At 39.4% G+C, this 19,395-nt stretch carries 16 protein-coding genes and 1 pseudogene; 10 read left to right on the forward strand and 7 right to left on the reverse strand.

Going from position 1 to position 19,395, the window contains the following annotated elements:
• Positions 1-47: 47 nt before the first annotated feature.
• From bioB to LV92_RS04515, 6 genes are all read right to left on the reverse strand, one after another.
• Positions 48-1,142, reverse strand: a complete 1,095-nt coding sequence (gene bioB, locus LV92_RS04490; RefSeq protein WP_111622463.1) for a biotin synthase BioB — start codon at positions 1,140-1,142, stop codon at positions 48-50.
• A gap of 373 nt (positions 1,143-1,515) precedes the next feature.
• Positions 1,516-2,685, reverse strand: coding sequence for a beta-ketoacyl synthase N-terminal-like domain-containing protein (locus LV92_RS04495; protein WP_111622464.1), 1,170 nt, complete (start codon positions 2,683-2,685; stop codon positions 1,516-1,518).
• A 3-nt stretch (positions 2,686-2,688) separates the two neighbouring features.
• Positions 2,689-3,957, reverse strand: coding sequence for an adenosylmethionine--8-amino-7-oxononanoate transaminase (bioA, locus tag LV92_RS04500; protein WP_111622465.1), 1,269 nt, complete (start codon positions 3,955-3,957; stop codon positions 2,689-2,691).
• Positions 3,958-4,096: 139 nt separating this feature from the next.
• Positions 4,097-4,708, reverse strand: coding sequence for a dethiobiotin synthase (gene bioD / locus LV92_RS04505; RefSeq protein ID WP_111622466.1), 612 nt, complete (start codon positions 4,706-4,708; stop codon positions 4,097-4,099).
• Position 4,709: 1 nt separating this feature from the next.
• Complete coding sequence (locus LV92_RS04510) at positions 4,710-5,093, reverse strand: putative signal transducing protein (protein WP_111622467.1); 384 nt, start codon at positions 5,091-5,093, stop codon at positions 4,710-4,712.
• The gene (locus LV92_RS04515; protein ID WP_111622468.1) at positions 5,090-6,247 is read right to left on the reverse strand and encodes an aminotransferase class I/II-fold pyridoxal phosphate-dependent enzyme; all 1,158 of its coding nucleotides are present in this window, start codon (positions 6,245-6,247) and stop codon (positions 5,090-5,092) included. The genes LV92_RS04510 and LV92_RS04515 overlap by 4 nt, the downstream gene beginning before the upstream one ends.
• Positions 6,248-6,375: 128 nt before the next feature.
• Here LV92_RS04515 and LV92_RS04520 point away from each other — a divergent pair, with 128 nt between their 5' ends.
• The 8 genes and pseudogenes from LV92_RS04520 (at position 6,376) to LV92_RS04555 (ending at position 12,624) form a co-directional block, all read left to right on the forward strand.
• Positions 6,376-8,184 (forward strand): M61 family metallopeptidase, encoded by a 1,809-nt coding sequence (locus LV92_RS04520; protein ID WP_111622469.1) that lies wholly within the window; start codon positions 6,376-6,378, stop codon positions 8,182-8,184.
• A complete protein-coding gene (locus tag LV92_RS04525) occupies positions 8,185-8,718 on the forward strand; it encodes a GNAT family N-acetyltransferase (RefSeq protein ID WP_111622470.1) in 534 nt (177 codons plus the stop codon).
• Positions 8,719-8,873: 155 nt separating this feature from the next.
• A complete protein-coding gene (locus tag LV92_RS04530) occupies positions 8,874-9,113 on the forward strand; it encodes a ribbon-helix-helix domain-containing protein (protein WP_111622471.1) in 240 nt (79 codons plus the stop codon).
• The gene (locus LV92_RS04535; protein WP_111622472.1) at positions 9,106-9,396 is read left to right on the forward strand and encodes a type II toxin-antitoxin system RelE/ParE family toxin; all 291 of its coding nucleotides are present in this window, start codon (positions 9,106-9,108) and stop codon (positions 9,394-9,396) included. Before LV92_RS04530 ends, LV92_RS04535 begins: the two co-directional genes overlap by 8 nt.
• A 252-nt stretch (positions 9,397-9,648) precedes the next feature.
• The gene (locus tag LV92_RS04540) at positions 9,649-11,301 is read left to right on the forward strand and encodes a hypothetical protein (protein WP_211322933.1); all 1,653 of its coding nucleotides are present in this window, start codon (positions 9,649-9,651) and stop codon (positions 11,299-11,301) included.
• A gap of 277 nt (positions 11,302-11,578) precedes the next feature.
• Entirely contained in the window at positions 11,579-11,830 is a 252-nt protein-coding gene (locus LV92_RS04545; RefSeq protein WP_111622474.1) for a type II toxin-antitoxin system ParD family antitoxin, read from the forward strand.
• A pseudogene (locus tag LV92_RS04550) lies at positions 11,823-12,126 on the forward strand (type II toxin-antitoxin system RelE/ParE family toxin). Before LV92_RS04545 ends, LV92_RS04550 begins: the two are co-directional and overlap by 8 nt.
• A 288-nt stretch (positions 12,127-12,414) precedes the next feature.
• Positions 12,415-12,624 (forward strand): helix-turn-helix domain-containing protein, encoded by a 210-nt coding sequence (locus LV92_RS04555; RefSeq protein ID WP_111622475.1) that lies wholly within the window; start codon positions 12,415-12,417, stop codon positions 12,622-12,624.
• 130 nt (positions 12,625-12,754) lie between these two features.
• Here the strand turns inward: LV92_RS04555 and LV92_RS04560 are convergent, their stop codons facing one another.
• Complete coding sequence (locus LV92_RS04560; protein ID WP_111622476.1) at positions 12,755-14,566, reverse strand: BspA family leucine-rich repeat surface protein; 1,812 nt, start codon at positions 14,564-14,566, stop codon at positions 12,755-12,757.
• Positions 14,567-15,037: 471 nt separating this feature from the next.
• On the opposite strand from LV92_RS04560, the gene LV92_RS04565 reads away from it, so the two are divergent.
• Together LV92_RS04565 and LV92_RS04570 are read left to right on the forward strand one after the other, a co-directional pair.
• A complete protein-coding gene (locus LV92_RS04565; RefSeq protein WP_111622477.1) occupies positions 15,038-17,659 on the forward strand; it encodes an AAA family ATPase in 2,622 nt (873 codons plus the stop codon).
• 163 nt (positions 17,660-17,822) lie between these two features.
• Positions 17,823-19,373 (forward strand): Ig-like domain-containing protein, encoded by a 1,551-nt coding sequence (locus tag LV92_RS04570; RefSeq protein ID WP_111622478.1) that lies wholly within the window; start codon positions 17,823-17,825, stop codon positions 19,371-19,373.
• The last annotated feature ends 22 nt before the right edge of the window (positions 19,374-19,395 follow it).

Consider the following 19,395-nt stretch of genomic DNA (forward strand, 5'->3'; position numbering starts at 1 on the left):
TAAAAAAACCAAAAATAATTTTCTTGGCAATTCATTCCAACGCAGGATTACTCCGTTAGATTGGCCTTCTTTTTAGCAGCTTCGTTCCTATCAATGGTATGGCCGGGCCTGGTCCATTTTGGCTTTTCCCCCTTGGCTGCATACTGGGAATCTTCAGCTTCCACAGTTTGGGGCTGGGAAACCTTGGTAAAAGCTTTTTGTGGGTTTAATCCCAACAGCTTAAACATGGCCATATCCTCATTAACATCCGGGTTGGGTGTAGTAAGCAACTTATCCCCGGCAAATATAGAATTGGCACCTGCAAAGAAACACATGGCCTGCCCTTCCCTACTCATTTGAGTACGACCGGCAGATAAACGGACTTGGGTTTCGGGCATAATAATTCTGGTAGTGGCCACCATACGCACCATATCCCAAATTGGGATTGGAGGTAGGTCTGCCATAGGTGTACCTTCAACTGCCACCAAGGCATTGATCGGCACGGATTCCGGTTGTGGGTCCAAAGTGGAAAGGGCCACCAACATACCTGCCCTATCTTCCAAAGCTTCTCCCATACCTATAATACCACCGCTACAAACGGTAACATTACTCTTACGTACGTTGTCTATAGTATCCAAACGATCCTTAAAAGCACGTGTAGAGATTACATCTTTATAGTAGTCCTCGGAAGTATCCAAATTATGGTTGTAAGCATAAAGTCCGGCTTCGGCCAAACGATGCGCCTGGTTCTCGGTAATCATTCCCAAGGTACAGCAAACTTCCATGTCCAGCTTGTTAATGGTACGCACCATTTCCAACACCTGATCAAACTCGGGTCCGTCCTTAACGTTCCTCCATGCAGCACCCATACACACCCTTGAACTTCCGGCGGTTTTAGCGCGCAAGGCCTGGGCCTTAACTTGGGAGACGCTCATAAGGTCATTGCCTTCAACATTGGTATGGTAGCGTGCAGCCTGTGGACAGTATCCACAATCCTCTGGGCACCCACCCGTTTTAATGGATAGCAAGGTAGATACCTGCACCGTATTGGGATCATGATTTTTCCTGTGTACAGTGGCCGCCTCGTAAAGGAGCTCCATAAACGGTTTGTTGTAAATATCCAGTATTTCCTGTTTGGTCCAGTTATGTCTTACTTCGCTCATACTTATTAGTTCTTGGGGCTTTCCCCAACTTCCTTCTCTCCCAACTCCTACAAGGAGGACCTGCAAGGTCTTGGAGACCTTGTAGGTCTACACTTTGCAGGAGAGGGCAAGGAAGTCGGGGTCGGGCTTATTCGCTATATCTTTTTCAGTTTACCTTCGCTTAGCTCGGCAAGCAAAAAAAGGATGTCGCTTCAATCCCTAAGCCAACATATATTTAGGGGTCAAAAATAACTTATAATCTGCAGAAATTGTAATAATCGATTCCCTAATTCATCAATTATTGCAATTATCAACTGCTTAAATAAACTTTCTTTCACTAAAAAATGCCAAAAAAAGTGAGGTGACAAAATTTTAAATGCAAGCCCTTAAAGAGTTAAGGCTTACCCAAAAGAATACTCACGGCATTCCCCCCAAAACCCACCGCGTTGACCATTACTTTGTTGATCTGCTTGGGAACTACATCGTAAGTTACATAAGGTACTGGGATAAACTCTTGGTGCTGCAACATCAACACCGCCAATTCCAAACTCAACATCCCTGAAGCTCCAAAAGAATGCCCTACTTTCCACTTATTGGTGGTCAAGGCAGGCATGTCCTTTCCAAATATCTTTTTGATAGCCGTTACTTCGGACAAGTCGCCTTTAATGGTTCCCGGGGCATGCATTACCACTACATCCACCTCTTTGGGGTCGGTCTTCCCCAAGGCCATTGCCATAGACCTTTGAAAACATACGGCATCGGAGGAAATAGAGATATTATGCTCCAATATTTCGGTAGCATATCCCAAACCTTCAATGCGGGCAAGGGCATTATCCAAATTACCTATCTCCAAACAGGCCATAGAGGCCGCTTCTCCCAAAACCATACTGTTCTGTTTCTTGTCCAAATCCAAGGCGCGACAGGGATAACCTTCCGGGTCGTTCGGCTCAAACCTAGAGTATATCTTCAGTGCCTTCATCTGCGCAATGGTAAAGGGTGTCAATGGCGCCTCGCTGCCCCCAACCAAAAATTTATTGGCCATACCACTTTTTAGCCATGCCACTCCGTTCAAGAGGGAATGCAAGGCCGTGGAACAGGTAATAGAGTGGGAAATTTCCGGGCCTTGGGTCTGCAGATCATGCGCCACCCATGACGAAATATTTCCCAAAGTAGTGGTAGGGGAAGATAAGGTAGAGGCTTCGCCCTTTTGGATAAATTCGCTGTGATACTTTTCAAAAAGGGCAGTTGCCCCTCTGGATGAACCAATGTTTACCCCAAAATTGCCATCTTGCCATCCAGCTTGCAAAATGGTCTCCCTAGCCGCATAAATAGCGTATAGCACGGATGGATCCAAATTCTTATACTTGGTATCCGAGTTGGATAAAGCTAATATCTTCTGCCGTGTATCCTCTGTGAAGGAAGCTCCCCAGGCAGTTATATTGTCATAGGTTTTCTCCCCTAAAAAATGGTCCGGACGTTTATAGTTTTCCCATACTTCCTTTAAGGATGTTCCCAAAGGGGAGATAGAGGACAATGCCGTAATATAAATAGGCTCGTGTTGCATGAATTAAAATTTTTCTAAGACTTCCCTTATACTGTCGTATATCTTTTGCATTTGATCTTTAGTAGTAATATAAGGTGCCGAAATATAGATGGTATTACCCAAGGGGCGCAAAAAGACCCCGGCATCCATAAAATGCTGAAACAGTTTATCCCTTACATTGCCATAGCGCTCCATAACAATATTAAGATCCAAGGCATAGATTATCCCGGTCTGTCTGGTGGCAGTCACTTTGGGGTGATCCTTAATTTCGGCATCAAACTCTTGGTGCCATTGTATTATTTGACCTATATTTTTTTGAATCTCTTCTGACCTAAGCAGTGCAATACCCGCCAAGGCAGCAGCACAGGCCAAGGGATTTGCGGTATAGGTATGCCCATGAAAGAGTCCCTTTGCAATATCATCACTGTAAAAGGCATCATAAACTTCCTGGGTACAACTGGTTACTGCCATTGGCAGCATCCCGGCCGTAAGGGCCTTGGACATGCATATGATATCTGGCTTCACCTCCATATAATCGGAAGCAAAGTGCCTTCCTGTTTTTCCAAATCCCGTCATTACCTCATCGGCTATGGCCAATACTCCATGGGATTTTATCACTTTTAGAATTTTCTCCAAATGTTCGGCCTTGTGCATTTTCATGGCTGCCGCACCCTGCACCAAGGGCTCATAGATAAATCCGGCAATAGCATCAAGATCTATGGTATTTTCCAATTCATGCAATAGACTCCCAATATTATCATCTGTAGGAACAGTAATCCTTTTTACATCAATAAAATAATCTTCAAAAGGACCGTTATATACGGATAAGCTGGAGACGGACATCGCCCCAAAGGTATCGCCATGAAAACCATCTTCAAAAGCCATCAAAACAGACCGCTTTTTACCCAAATTATGATGGTACTGCAAAGCCATCTTTATCCCTATCTCTGTTGCAGTGGAACCGTTATCGGAAAAAAATAATTTTTCCTGATTTTCCGGCAACAAGGAAATCAGGGCTTCGGAAAGCGCTATGGCCGGTTCATGGGTAAATCCGCTAAAGACCACCTGATCCAACTGCTGCATTTGCGCATACACTTTGGCAATAATAGCATCATTGCAATGACCATAGACACTGGTATACCAAGAGGATATGCCATCTATGTATTCCTTGCCGTGCTCATCAAATAAAACCGCCCCTTTTGCCTTAACAATGCCAAGCATTTTAGGATGCAGTTTATGCTGCGTAAGTGGGTGCCAAAGGTGTTTTTGATCCCTTTCCGAAAGACTTTTCAATTGAATATCCTTTTTAAATAGAGGTGCAAAGATGGGGAATAATGAGTAAAAACACTATCCCTATCCCAATTCATTTAAGGCGAATAAACATACCATTATCCCTTTTGGATCCAAGGAACAAATTTTTCGGCCAACGCCCTTACCAGGCCATAAGAGCAGGCCTCAATTGCTCTGCGTATTTCTTGACCACTTCCTTTGTTAAAGTGGATTCATGACCAATTCTGCCCAAGACAGGAACTCCAGTAATTTTAGTAATAATATCTTCGGACGCCTTATTGGGCTCCCCATTAAAAAGTATGGCAACATCGTAACCCTTCAGCAAGAGCCATTTAATGGTTAACAGGGAATGGTTAATACTGCCCAAATAATGCTTCACCACAACAACTACATGATAGGTTGGCATAATAATATCCAATATCGTATCGGAATCGTTCAGCGGCACCAAAACGCCTCCGGCCCCTTCGATCACCATATGATTCTCCGATTTGGGCTCATTTATTTTATTGTGATCTATATAAACCCCTTCCAAAGCAGCGGCAGCATGTGGACTCAAGGGTGCCTTTAAGGAGTAACTGCTCTTATGCATTACTGTTTTAGTATTGGAGATTAGGCTGGAAATGGTTTCACTATCGGAATCGTCCCCAGTTTGAACGGGTTTCCAGTAATCTGCTTCCAAGGCCTCGACCAAGACTGCCGAGGTAATCGTCTTTCCTACATCTGTTGATATTCCTGTTACAAAAAATTGTTTCATTCTAGCTTGGTTCTGTTATAAACTCACAATTTAGACATTTATACTTTCTTTTTTCAAAAAATGGAAAAAGTTTATAAAAAATCCCATTCCTGTTAAAATAAATCTCCATTCTCTCTGCTTTGCAGTTGGGACAACGCCTAAAATTGCCATGGTCATCCATGGCATAGGCCCTAATTTCATTGTAGATTTCCGTAGCACTTTCCTTATCGGAATAATACACCTGAAGCTTCACTCCACCTATAGCATTACTGATCAGGGGGTCTGAATTGAGGGTGTTCTCATCCCTTAGAAATACCGGGATACCATCGGCCTCCAATCGTCCTTTTAAAATTTGAACGTCGGCTACATACTCAAAGGCAGCCAGGGTGTAAAATTCTGGATTCATTTCTTTTCAAATAATTGGGCCAAGCTTAAAAGTACATCCTTAATTTCATTTTCGGTATTGAAACTGTGCAAACAAAATCGCAATCGCTCCTGCCCTTTTGGTACGGTGGGCGACATAATGGGTTTTACATCAAAACCTTTATCCTGCAACTGTAGCGACCAATTTTTCACCTTTTCATTGCCTTCCACCAGGCAACAATGCACCGCCGAATTACTGGGAATAAAATAGGCTTCAAGTTCATAGCCCCTCAATTGATCCTTAAAAAATTCGATATTAGCCCTAAGTTGCATTTGCCCACCTCTTGACATGGACATATGTTCACAAGCTGCCAAAATCGTTGCCAAGGAATGCGGGGGCATTCCCGTAGTATAAATAAAGCTACGTGCAAAATTTACCAAATAACTTTTAAGGGTATGGCTTCCCAATATTGCTGCGCCATGACAGCCCATGGCCTTGCCAAAGGTGACAATCCTTGCAAATACCTTGTCCTGCAATCCCAAATCATTTAGAAGTCCCTCCCCCCTTTTACCAAATACCCCAACCGCATGGGCTTCGTCCACGACCAAATAGGCTCCTTTGGAAGTGCACAATTCCACCAATGCCTTTAAATCCGGAGTATCCCCATCCATAGAAAAGACCGATTCCGTAACCACATATATATCGCCATCAGTCTTTCTTTCACGGGTGCGGTCTATCTGCCCTTTAAGACCTTTTAATCGGTTGTGCTTAAACTTATAGCTCTGGGCAAGGCCCATCCCAATACCATCACGAATACTGGCGTGCGAGAGTTCGTCATAAAAAACAACATCTGAACGCTGTGGTACGGCACTAAAAAAACCTATGTTGGCATCGTATCCCGAATTGAAGACCAATGCCGATTCCGAGCCAAAAAAGCTGGCCAACAAATCTTCCAACTCCCCATATAATCCGTCATTACCCGTCAACAGCCTAGATCCAGTAGCACCATTGGCTATAACGCCTTTCTTTTCCAAGATGCTGGAGGCATTTTTAAAAATGGTCTCGTTTTTGGCAAAACCCAAATAATCATTGGAGGAAAAATCGATAAGGCCATTGGGCACTGGCAATTTCCGAAGGGCATTATTCGTCTGTCTTTCGGTGAGTTTAGCCGACAATTTTTTTGGGAATTCCGTCATATCACAAATGTAGCATATCCTGTATTTATATAGTATATTCGTTTATACAAAGCATTGGAAAATAATAATACGGGACCGGGTATTAACTCAGGTTTCCCATCTATAAAAATATATCGAAATCGAATTATATGAAAATCAACATTCTAAGCCTCCTTTTTCTTGCCATTAGCCTTGGCCTGCAGGGCCAAACCAACCAATATAGCATTTCTTTTGAAAATGCCGTACATCACGAAGCGGAAATTACGACCTCCTTTCCTTCACTGAATCCCGGTGTACTTTCTGTACGGATGGGCCGCTCCTCTCCCGGGCGCTATGCCATACACGAGTTTGCAAAAAATGTATACAATTTTAAGGCGACCGATAGCAAAGGAAAGGCCTTGGATATTACCAGGCCCAATCCCTACCAGTGGGATATTACCGGCCATGATGGGGAGGTAAACATTAGCTATACCCTTTTTGCTAATCGTGGGGATGGCACTTATGCCCAAATTGACGAAACCCATGCCCATTTAAATATCCCTGCCACCTTTATGTACGTGACCAATTTAACCGATCGGAAAATAGAAGTGGATTTTAAGGTAAGGGAAGACCTCAACTGGAAGGTGGCCACCCAAATGCCCAAAGTTTCGGGCAATATCTATACGGCACCCAACTTACAGTACTTTATGGACAGTCCAACCGAAATCAGCAATTACGCGATCCGCCAATTTGTGGTAGATAACCATGGAACACCACAAAACATAGAATTTGTATTGCACCACAACGGAACGGAAGCAGAGCTGGACACCTATTTTGAACAGGTAAAGAAGGTGGTTCTGGCCGAAAAGGATGTCTTTGGTGAACTGCCCAACTACGATTACGGGACCTATACATTTTTGGCCTGTTATATCCCCAATGCCTCCGGGGATGGCATGGAACATAGAAATTCTACCATTCTTACCGATAGGGAAGGCTTGGCCGAAGGTGGCATGAAAAACAATATAGGTACTGTTGCCCATGAATTTTTTCATTGTTGGAACGTGGAACGTATTCGTCCCCAGGCCTTGGAACCCTTCAATTTTGCCGAAGCCAATATGAGCGGGGAACTTTGGTTTGCGGAAGGTTTTACCAGTTATTACACCAATTTTATCCTTTGTCGCGCCGGTATCATCACCCCTGAGGAATATGTAGAGGGCCTAACGGGTACTTTTAATTATGTTTGGAACTCTCCGGCTAGGCAATTCTTTAACCCTATAGAAATGAGCTACCAAGCGCCCTTTGTGGACGCTGCCACTTCTGTGGATCCGGTGAATAGGGAAAACACCTTTATTTCGTATTATTCCTATGGCAGTGTTTTGGGACTGGCCCTGGACCTTTCTTTACGACAAAACGGACTTAATTTGGACGACTTTATGAAATTGGTCTGGCAGACCTACGGTAAAAAAGAGGTGCCCTACACCTTGTCCGACCTACGCCAAACCCTAGTGCAATATGCGGGAAAGGAATTTGGAAACAGTTTCTTTGATAGCTACATATATCAAAGTGAAATGCCAGATTATGGTTCATTGTTCGCATCGGTAGGGGTTGCATTAAAGCAGGCCATGGACCAACCATATTTTGGGGCGAGTGTGAGCACCAACCGATTTGGTATGGGTAGCATTCAGGAAAATACCCCAATAGGGAGCCCAGCTTATAACGCAGGACTAGACGCCAGGGATGTTATTACCGCCATCAATAACGTTCCTTTGACTGCAACACAGAGTTTTAACGACATCATAAACCAGTTTAAGGTTGGGGACACGCTACAAGTAGCCTATACCCGTTATGGCCTTCCAAAATCTACCGCTGTGGTTCTCGCAGGGAATCCTGCCTATGGCATACAGTTAACAGAAAAGGATGGTGACAAACCTAGCAAACAGGTGTTGAAAAATAGAAAAGAGTGGTTAAAACTGGATTAAATGGAAATAAAATTCACCCGCTGCAGCACAAAAGCTGAATTGCAGCAAATCTTGGACCTGCAACATAGGAACCACTTACAAAATGTGGATGCCGATGAAAAGGAAAAAGAAGGATTTGTTACGGTATCCCATACTTTGGAACTCCTGACCCAAATGAATGCTGTCTGTCCCCATATCATTGCCAAGGACCAAGATAAAGTGGTGGGCTACGCGCTTTGCATGCATCCCCGATTTGGAAATGACGTTGAGGTCTTAAAACCCATGTTTGTGGAAATAGAAGCGGTACTACCCAAAGGGGACCCCTATATGGTCATGGGACAAATATGTATAGACAAGGAGTACCGGCGACAGGGTATTTTTAGAAAGTTGTACGAAACCATGAAGAATACCCTACAGCCCAATTTTACCAGTATAGTTACCGAGGTAGATGCCACCAACCTGCGTTCGTTGGAAGCCCATTACGCGGTGGGATTTGAGGAATTAAAAACCTACCATGCAGGAGGGCAGGATTGGAAGTTGATCGTGTTGCGGTAATGAATTTTGGGAAATAAGATGGAATAACCGTAAGACTTGGGCGCAAACCTACCTAGCCGTCAAGCAGGCGTTAACCATCCGATAAGCTAGGTAAGATAATTGAGAAATTTATATTTGATTCGTTTTTGGTGTATTTTTACACCAAAATAAAAATTATGTCTAGACAAAGTATTTCATTCACAGAACCCAACGATGAATGGTTAAAAAAACAAGTAGACAATAAGGAGTACTCTAGCAAAAGTGAACTGGTCAATGATTTGATCAGACAAGCCAGAAAACAACATGTCCAAATAGATTGGATCAGAACTAAATTAGAAAAAGCTGAGAACAGCGGATTTACTGAAGATAGTAAAGAACAAATATTAGAGCAATCCAAGTCCTTACTTCGTGGCTAACTATAAATTAAGCAACTCTGCCAGAGTGGATTTGATACGAATTCATCAATACGAAGTAAGAAAATTTGGTGTTGAACAAGCTGACCAATACTACTATTCATTTTTCGAGTATTTTGACATTATTGCCCAACTACCTTTTTCATTTGAATCAGTTGATTTTATAAAAGAAGGCTATAGACGTTGTGTTTGCGGTTCAGTTAGTATTTATTACAGAATACAGGATGACACTGTTGAAATAATGGCCATTATTGGAAGGCAAGATTTAAACAATATGCCACTCTAACCTCCGTTAGCGCAGATTAAATAGTTATTTCTCCACAAATTCCTGTGCTAACTCAACCTTGTCCAAATCGGCAGGCTCATATCTTCCCTATTATTAAATAGTAACTCAAATTACTTAACCGGTACTTCTAGGAAGCCGGAGAATAACTGAATCCCTTCGGCAATGCAAGCTTTGCTGATTAATGCCAAGTTTTTATATATTTATAACGTCCGCAAGATTTTTTCTCAAATTGCTGACCTAAAGCATGCGCCCATGATGAAATATTCCGTTTTATTGATCTTTTTCTTTTCATGTTTATTTTTGGCACATGGACAGGCAGAAAAGCAGTTTGAAAATGTAATTATCACCTCCAACAAGAAAAAAACCCAAGTAAAAGCAGGTAACAATGGGCAATTGCATCTAAATGTATCCCCAAAAAATGTCCTTAAATTTAAAGCTATTGGATGGGTACGCTATAGTGATTTCGGCGCCACAGGTGATGGTAAAACAGATGATATGGACGCCATTGCCGCAACCCATGCCTTCGCCAATCTTCACGGCCTTATGGTGAAAGCCGACCAGGGTTTCACCTACTACATAGGAGGCAAGGAACGTACGGCAGAAATCCAAACCGATACCGATTTTGGAACGGCGGCCTTTATTATTGATGATACCCAAGTCCAAAACCACAAAGCTTCGGTTTTTAAGGTGGTTTCCAACTTACAGCCCTTTAAACTGGATGGCATAACATCACTTAAAAGAAACCAGGAAAAAATAGACGTCGTTTTGCCTCAGTCCTGTCTTATCACGGTTACGAATTCCAATGTGAGGCACTATATCCGCTTTGGGCTAAACCAAGACAATGGCTCCCAGCAAACCGATATCTTTGTCGTTGACAAAAACGGACATGTGGATTTGGACGCCCCCATTATTTGGGATTTTGAGCAGATTTCGAATGTAACCGCCATACCCTTGGACACCACAACCCTAAATATTACAGGAGGACGTTTTACCACCATTGCCAATAAGGCCGAATCCAAGTACAATTATTATAGCAGGAACATCTGGGTCAACCGTTCCAATGTAGTAATCGATGGGCTGGAGCACCACGTCATAGGAGAAGGAGATCATGGTGCGCCCTATGGCGGCTTTATCAATATCCGTGACTGTGCCTATGTAACCGTGAAGAACACCCTCCTCACCGGTCGCAAAACCTACCGAACTATTGGCTCGGCAGGGAAACCGGTATCTATGGGATCGTATGACCTTCTGGTAAACCGTGGCCTCAATGTAAAGTTTGAGAATTGCAGGCAGACCAATGATATTAACGACAATACCTATTGGGGGATAATGAGTTCCAATTACTCCAAGAACCTGATCTATGACCATTGCACCTTTTCACGCTTCGATGCCCATAAGGGGGTTGCCAATGCCACGATCCTAAACTCTACCCTTGGCCATATGGGAATCAATGCCATAGGTAGCGGTGTCTTGACCATTGAGAACAGCACTATCCGAGGTAAAACCCTAATTAATTTGCGCGAGGATTATGGTAGTACATGGCAGGGAGAGATAGTGATCCGCAACTGTGTTTTTATACCCGAAGGGGGTAAGCCCAGCGAAGCCAACATTATAGGAGGTTCCTACTCTGGGCAGCATAATTTTGGCTATACCTGTTATATGCCCGAAAGAATCACCTTAGAGAACCTCCATATAGATGATACCAATCACCCGGAAGATTATGAAGGGCCCGCCATTTTTAAAGACTTTAATGAAGAAATGACGGATGATTCTTATCAGGAGCAATTTCCATATATCAAAACCAATGAAATAATCCTTAAGAATGTGACCACCACAAGTGGCAAGGACCTATTAATCAGCAGAAATCCGTTTATGTTCCAAGATGTGAGGGTGCATATGGAGTGAGATAATCTCCATCTAACACAAACTATGCGCCAGCCTGGAAATATTTTCGTTAGACAAATTCTAATGGATCACAATTCTTTGGCGGTGCATATCCATGCCAGCAAAGAAAGCCCGTTACAACAAAACTTAAGTAGTGATTTAAAAAATTAATATGGCCATTAAACAAACTTGGCAACAAAAATATTATTACAACAACCTAGTTACTACAAGGGTTGAGTGTACTTTTAGAGTTTTATTTTTTACCAATTTTTGGTATATTTGAAATAAATGTATCATAATGAGTAAAAACACATCCATATCGCTGGGAAATTATTTTGACCAATTCATTCAAAACCGAATTAAAGAAGGCCGATTTAAAAATGTGAGTGAAGTTGTTCGTGCTGGTTTAAGACTATTAGAGGAAGAAGAAAATAAGGTCATAGCCTTGAAAACTGCTATTCAAGAAGGAATTGATAGTGGAATTGCGAAGGATTTTGACCCAAAAAAGCATCTCGAATCCTTAAAAGCGAAAAAACATTCGCATGGCTGAATACAAACTGACAAAAAAAAGCCGTTGAGGACCTTGCTAAAATATGGGACTATACTTTTGAGGTCTGGTCGGAAAACCAAGCGGACAAGTATTATGAAATGTTAATTTCCTATTTTCAAGAAATTGCTAACAATCCTGATTTAGGTCAGAATTATGTTGGAATTACTCAAAATCTATTCGGTTTTAAAACGAATCGACATATTATATTCTATCGATCAACTAATGAAAATTATGTTGAAATTACGAGAATTTTGCATGAAAGAATGGACTTAAAAAAACGAATCCACGAAAAATAAAAACTAAGAACAACGAGCCCTCAATTTTGGTTAACCTCAAATTTCCGATTCCCTCCAATAGACTTCAATCATAATCCCCTCATTTCCTCCGCTAGCGCGAGCATCATGCTCGTGCTATTACCAATAATCGACTTAAGATTAAAAGGATTAATAGCACCAATTACCAAATCATTACGTTTAGCTAGCAGTGCAAGAAAGAAAACCTCATCAATGAGGTTTGAACATCTTATTATATGTAAAAGAATATAAATATTGAATTTTTAATACTTTTATATTTAATTGCATATAATGACACAGTTGGCGGAATTCGTGAAAAAACGTAGAAAAGCAGTTAATCTTACTGAGGAAGAATTCGCGGAGCGTGCGGGGGTAGCATTAACCGTGGTGCGCAAAATTGAACAGGGCAAAACCAATCTTAATTTGGACAAAGTGAATCTGGTTCTTCGGATGTTCGGGCATGAAATAGGTCCTGTGAATAGTAAAGCACTTAATCAATGACCTGGTAAAACCCAGCTATCGGGAGCATCAGACCTATCTGGATAAGGCAGACTCGTGCCAACCGGATATCAAAAAAATAGGTGGTCTAAAAATTTAGATCACCTATTTTTTATTCACTTAAAATTGATATTTATTTGCAGGTCCCGCTTTTGGAATCCCCAACAATATCCCAGCCTTTCGATTCTAGTGTAGTACGGGCAGTTTCCCCAACTGTACAATACTCCAGACCTTGTGATCCAAGGTCAATATCATTGGGCACTGTGGCCAATTCTGACCATCCTTTTAAGGTGGCATCATAATTGGCAATAGTCAAACTCGTGCCGTTCAACATTCCGTACATATCTTTTACTGAAGTAATATTCCAAGTGCCAAGATTTTGGTTGAATACACTTGCTCCGTCAAACATATCATCCATGTATTCTACACTGGCAACGTTCCAATCCGCAATATTGCCATTAAAAGCGGTTGCTCCCTCGAACATCGAAGTCATATCGGTCACGGAACTTACATTCCAAGCACTGATGTCCCCATTGAAAGCAGTAGCCTCCATGAACATTCCTTCCATGGTATTAACATTGGAAACATCCCATGAATTTAGACTCATATTAAAGGCTACGGCCCCTTCGAACATTGTTTCCATATCCCATACATTAGATACATCCCAACTACTAAGATCTTGATTAAATGTAATTGCACCGCTAAACATTCCTGTCATTACATTAGCTGCTGAAACGTCCCAAGACCCTATATTTCCATTAAAGGCAGTTGCCCCATAGAACATACCATAAAAATCCTCTACCGAGCTCACGTTCCAGGTACTAATATTCCCATTAAAAATAGTAGCACCGGCAAACATGTTTATCATTAACGTTACCTTACTTACATTCCAATTATCAAGATCACCCTCAAAAGCTTTTGCTCGTGAGAACATCTGATCCATGTTGGTTACGTTACTCACATTCCAATCATTCAGGTCTGCATTAAAGACAGAAGCACCATTAAACATGGCAGCCATATTGGTCACGTTTCCAACGTTCCACTGGCTAATATCACTTTCAAAGAGAGCGGCAAATTCAAACATTGACCCCATATCCGTAACCCCACTCACATCCCATTCACTAAAATCTGGGTTTTCTATACTCGTATATCCGAACATTCCGCTAAGATCGGTCACCTTGGATAGGGCTGGTTTGTCGGTTGCACTGACCCCTAATTCAACGCACAAATAAAAGGCATTGCGAAAACTTTCCCATTCTATATTGCCCCATTGTTTTATGTCCTGGATCTGCCTTTTTTCACCAAATGTGCCTCCAAAGTATACGGCAGGAAACTTTCCGGTAATGGCAACGTCATAGGTTCCTGCTGCATCGTAAACATGCGTTGCTTTACTGGTCTGGCCAGTGCTCACCTGTCCATCTCCCCAGTCCACCTCATAGTCGTAGGTCAATCCAAATATAGCAACAGGTATCTCTATGGTCTCCATTGCCGCGGTTGTTTTCCAAGTGGTAATAAAAGCCAAACTACCAGGTTCTGCAACCGTATCATCTATATCTTCCACCGTAATGGTAACTGCCGCTTGCGCCGTTAGTTCCCCGTCAGAAACCTTAACCGTAATCTCATGTGATTCTGCAGTTTCAAAGTCCAACTCTTTATTAGTAGCCAAACTTAAAACACCTGTAGCGCTAATTTCAAATAAATCATCACTATTGGCAACGATACTAAAGCTTAATTCATCCTGATCTGGATCCGTAGCTGTAACGGTTCCAATGGTGACCTCGTCGGTTATGTTTTCGGGAGCACTGAATGTTTGGGAAGTAATCGCCGGAATCTGGTTTTCTTTTTCTGGCAATTCTGTGATTTTTTCCGGATTGTCGTCCTTAGAACAAGACAGAAACAATACTACGAAAGCGCAAACTAAGGCAACAAATTTTAGGTTTTTCATAAATTATTGGCTTAAATAAAACATACTCTGTAAGAAAAAACCTTTAATGTATAGATTATTTATATAATCTTGAATAAAAATGATTTTATTTCGATGAAAAATTGAAATTGGCTGTATTACTGTAAGTAACCGTGGAGACCCTTGAAAGCAGAACATTTGCGGATTTCCGCAAGGTAAGCCCCATCCAACCAAATAACTTTGTGATTAAAAAAACGTAATTGAATCAATGTTTTCAATTGGTTTTCGACCAATAATAATGCGCAAAACATCTCATTATTAGGTCTATTTGAGAATTTTAAATAATAAAATTTAAACTATATTAGCGACTACTTCCCCCACTAACACCAGCTTACCCTAGTCGGTAAAAAGGAGTTTTTCATTACGGATTACATAACATTTAAGTGATATACGATCAATGATCATATACAATTGTTATGCTTTATTAAAAAACAACCCGATAAATGATAGAAAATGCCAATACTAAATGATATAATTGACTGGGTTGAAAATAAACCTGACTTCTGGCAAGTAGCAATTGACCGCTTAATTAGGAATAATGAGCTTACTGATAATGACATTACGGAATTAACAGAAATTTGTAAAGTAGATTATGGATTGTCGGAATTTAATTTTACTAAAGTAGATTTTAATGATTTAAGAAATTTTGCAAATAATGCAACCAGTAGCGATGATGTTATACTTTCTAAAATTTCTAATATTGATAATGTAAACGCACTCTCAAAAACTTGTGAATTAGAATTTGCCCAAAAAGGACTTACGATAGTCTATGGCGATAATGGTTCGGGAAAATCAAGCTATGTGAGTATTTTAAAACACGCTTGTAACACAAGAGGACATAAGCCAAAAATCAACGATAATTTATACGACCCAACTTGTTTTGGAAACGATAAAAAAGCTGATATTGAATATACAATTGATGGAACAAACTTTGATACAGTAAATCTTGTTAACGAAGAAGTAAGTAATTCTGTTTTAAAAAGTGTGGATGTTTTCGACACATTTAGTGCAAACCATTATATTGAAGGAGAAGATGAAATTGCTTTCATTCCTCAAGGTTTGTCAATTATAGAAAAATTGGCAATTGATATAAAAAAAGTTGAGAGCAAACTAAATTCAGAATTATTAAGTCCAGCTTTAAAAGGATTTGACTATTCACTTTTAGATGTTTCCGAATGTTCAACAGCTAAAACCTTTCTCGACAACTTAAACGCAGATTCAAAACTAGATGAATTAAGAGCTGAATCTATTTGGAATTCAACCAAAGATTCTAGAATTGAAAAGTTGATTAAAGAAATAGAGAAATTAAACGCGACAGACCCAAAGAAAAGCTTAAAAGAAAATGAAGAAAAGATAAAACGTTTTGAAATTTTGCAAAAGAAATTTCAAACGCTAGAAGATAATTTGACAGGTCAAATCTTAATAGATTTAAAACAAACGTTAAATAACTTTGTAACAACAAGTAAAGCTTTAAAAGAATCTTCTGAAAAAGCATTTTCTGATTTACCAATTGAAGGTGTTGGTAATAGTTCGTGGAAATTACTTTGGGAAAGTGCTCGTAAATTCTATAATGAAAGTACGGAAACGGAGAACTTTCCAGAAATAGATAAAGACAGCAATTGTCCTCTTTGTCTTCAAGATTTAGATGAGGATGCAAAGAATAGATTTACTTCTTTTGAGGAATTTATAAAAAATGATATTCAAAAAACTTTTGACGAAGCATCTAATAAATTTGATTTAGCGATTGAAGATTTGAATAGTTTAGACTTCTCTTTTGAGGAGCAAAAACCTTCAACAATAGAATTAAATGAATTGATTGATGATTATTCTCAAAATCAAGAACAATATTTAGAATTACTTACTAAACAGAAAGATTGTTTGGTAACTCTTTTTAATGCTAAAAAAACTATTGAAGATTTTAATAAAATTGAAATTGAGAACACACCAAAAACACAAATTCAAGAACTCATTAAAACCTTAAAGGAAACAAATGAGAAATTAAAAGTCCAATCAATTGAAGAAGATTTAAAACCACTTAATAAAGAACTGAATCAATTAAAAGGGGAAAAAAAGATTTTCGATTTTAAACCAAAATTAGGTCGTGAAATTTATAGACAAAAAAAAATAAAATTACTTAATCAATGCATTAGTAAATGTAATACTCGAACCATTACAACGCATAGTAACGAGTTAGCTACAAATTATATAAGTCAAAACCTTAAACAGAATTTCAAAACCGAACTGACCAAACTAGGCTTTAAGAATATCAAAATAGAGACCGAAACGAAAGGACAAAGAGGAAAACAATATCACTATTTAAGACTTGATGAACAAAATGCAAACGGAATAGCATTAAAAGATATTTTAAGCGAAGGAGAACATAGGTGTATTTCTTTAGCAACATTCTTGTCTGAATTATCCATTTCAGAGCATAAAAGTGCTATAATTTTTGACGACCCAGTTTCATCTCTCGACCACAAATGGAGAAATAAAATATCAAAAAGAATTGCAGAAGAATCTATAGATAGACAAGTAATCGTTTTTACTCACGATATTACTTTTCTACTAATGATTCAAGAACATTCTATTAAATTAAATTGTGATTTAGACATAAAGAGCCTTACAAGAAAGAAAAAAGAAACAGGCCTGATTGCAAGCAATCCACCTTGGGATGCTTTACCTGTTGGCAAAAGAATTGGTTTATTAAAAGATGCCTACCAAAAATTAGAAAAAATCGAAAGAACCGAAACTGAAGAAGTATATAAAGAACGAGCAAAAATTTTATATGGTAAACTTCGAGAAACTTGGGAACGTTTTATTGAGGAAGTATTCTTAAATGGAGCAATTCAAAGGTTTGGAAGAGCAATACAAACTCAACGTTTATCAAAAATTGTAGATTTGACAGATGATGATTACAATCTTGTAGATACCAATATGAGTAAATGCTCAACTTATTTTACTGGACACGATACAGCAGGAACTTTAATTGAAGAAATGCCTGACTCTGACGAATTTCTTGCGGACTTGAAAGTTTTGGAAGAATATATAAATGATATTAGGAAAAGAAGAAAATAACAAAGCATAACACCGTGTATAATTAATTGCTTGGTTCTAGCCTACTTACGAAAATCTTCGCTGATTTTCTATTCGGTTTTTATTTGATAAATTACGTGCTTAACCACGCAACTAACCATACACAAACACGTTGGCAGAAATTTATCTAAAAACATAAAACAGCATGCAAACAAATCCTACCCATAAAGCAATGAAATTTAGAAATCAAATTCTTATACTAATTTATATTATAATTTTCTCTGGCTGTTCTTCAGACGATAAAGATGCACCAATAGAAAATGAACCAGAAACCGAAATAGAGCAAACCGCTATCATCAATCTTACAAGCGAAGAATCTAACGAAATTGATTTTGGCGATGTTGTAACAAACATTATTGCTACGAGGGTTTTTAGTATTCAGAATTCTGGGAATTCAGATTTAAATATCACAAACATTATTCTCCCTGATAATTATACTATCGATTCAACTTCAGGCATTATACCTTCTAATTCCAGTAAGCAGTTTACTGTAACTTTTATTCCAACTGAGATTGCGGACTATAGCAATTCCATAACAATTGAATCAAATGCTACAAGTGGCTCCAACGTTACGCCAATAATAGGATTTGGAGTTAGTTCTGTTTATGAGGGTTCTGTAACCCTAATAACCCAAGAGGAAGTTGAAGACTTTGCTAAACTAGGGTATACTGAAATTACGGTGGCACTTTTTATTGGAAATATTAACAATTTTTCTAAAATTACCAGCCTAGCTAGTTTAAATAAACTCACTGATGTAGGCAGCCTTCAAGTTATAAGTACAAGGGCATTGGAAGATTTGAGCGGACTGGAAAACCTTAATGTATCACATAGCATTCAATTACTATCAAATTCGGCTTTGAAAAATGTAGATGCACTATTAGGGGTTACCAAGCTATCTGATTATCTAAGTTTTTTGTCCAATTCTGCATTGACCCAAATTGACGGCCTATCCAATATAACAGAAGTAGGAGATAATCTGCGCATAAAAAATCATCCGTTATTAACAAACCTGGATGGCCTTTCCAATGTTACCATAATTAAAAAAGACCTCATAGTAGAAGAGAACCCGTTGATAGAAAATTTGAATAGTCTGTCAACTCTACAAAATGTTTCTTCGGTACGATTTCAAGATAATAGTTCACTTTATGACTATTGCGGTATAAAGGAATTACTCCTAAATGGCGGGGTTTCTGGTACATTTTATAATACTAGTTATAATCGATACAACCCAACCCAATATGAAATTATATATAACGACTGTTTAAAGGAAATTCCTGAAGGAGTTTACGATGGCAGTGTTCTAATAAGAGGTGCAACTTCCCTAAATAAATTTGCATCAAAAGAATATCATACCGTTGATGGTAATTTTTCTATAAATGATTCATTTTATGAAGATGAACATAGAGATATATCAACACTCGAAGGACTAAATAATTTAAGAACAATTAATGGAACATTTTCAATTAGGAAAACAATCTTAATAAACTTAAGTGGATTAGAAAACCTATTGAGTGCAAAGCAAATAGTATTTGAAGAAAACACGGACTTAGCCAATTACTGCGCTCTCAACTCATTCATTCAAAATGGCACATTAGGTGAAAATTATAATGGCATACCCGGAGAAGAATATTTGTGCGTTGACAATTTTTACAACCCCACTATAGCAGATTTACAAAATGGTCAATGCACTGAATAAAAATTATCGCCAACAACGCCCT

Origin of the sequence: Arenibacter echinorum, from assembly GCF_003259375.1 — a bacterium.
Taxonomy (GTDB): domain Bacteria; phylum Bacteroidota; class Bacteroidia; order Flavobacteriales; family Flavobacteriaceae; genus Arenibacter; species Arenibacter echinorum.

Coding starts and splice junctions, on each gene's coding strand:
- bioB (WP_111622463.1), bottom strand. CDS start 1,142: ATGAGCGAAGTAAGACATAACTGGACCAAACAGGAAATACTGGATATT.
- LV92_RS04495 (WP_111622464.1), bottom strand. CDS start 2,685: ATGCAACACGAGCCTATTTATATTACGGCATTGTCCTCTATCTCCCCT.
- bioD (WP_111622466.1), bottom strand. CDS start 4,708: ATGAAACAATTTTTTGTAACAGGAATATCAACAGATGTAGGAAAGACG.
- LV92_RS04510 (WP_111622467.1), bottom strand. CDS start 5,093: ATGAATCCAGAATTTTACACCCTGGCTGCCTTTGAGTATGTAGCCGAC.
- LV92_RS04515 (WP_111622468.1), bottom strand. CDS start 6,247: ATGACGGAATTCCCAAAAAAATTGTCGGCTAAACTCACCGAAAGACAG.
- LV92_RS04520 (WP_111622469.1), top strand. CDS start 6,376: ATGAAAATCAACATTCTAAGCCTCCTTTTTCTTGCCATTAGCCTTGGC.
- LV92_RS04525 (WP_111622470.1), top strand. CDS start 8,185: ATGGAAATAAAATTCACCCGCTGCAGCACAAAAGCTGAATTGCAGCAA.
- LV92_RS04530 (WP_111622471.1), top strand. CDS start 8,874: ATGTCTAGACAAAGTATTTCATTCACAGAACCCAACGATGAATGGTTA.
- LV92_RS04540 (WP_211322933.1), top strand. CDS start 9,649: ATGATGAAATATTCCGTTTTATTGATCTTTTTCTTTTCATGTTTATTT.
- LV92_RS04545 (WP_111622474.1), top strand. CDS start 11,579: ATGAGTAAAAACACATCCATATCGCTGGGAAATTATTTTGACCAATTC.
- LV92_RS04555 (WP_111622475.1), top strand. CDS start 12,415: ATGACACAGTTGGCGGAATTCGTGAAAAAACGTAGAAAAGCAGTTAAT.
- LV92_RS04560 (WP_111622476.1), bottom strand. CDS start 14,566: ATGAAAAACCTAAAATTTGTTGCCTTAGTTTGCGCTTTCGTAGTATTG.
- LV92_RS04565 (WP_111622477.1), top strand. CDS start 15,038: ATGCCAATACTAAATGATATAATTGACTGGGTTGAAAATAAACCTGAC.
- LV92_RS04570 (WP_111622478.1), top strand. CDS start 17,823: ATGCAAACAAATCCTACCCATAAAGCAATGAAATTTAGAAATCAAATT.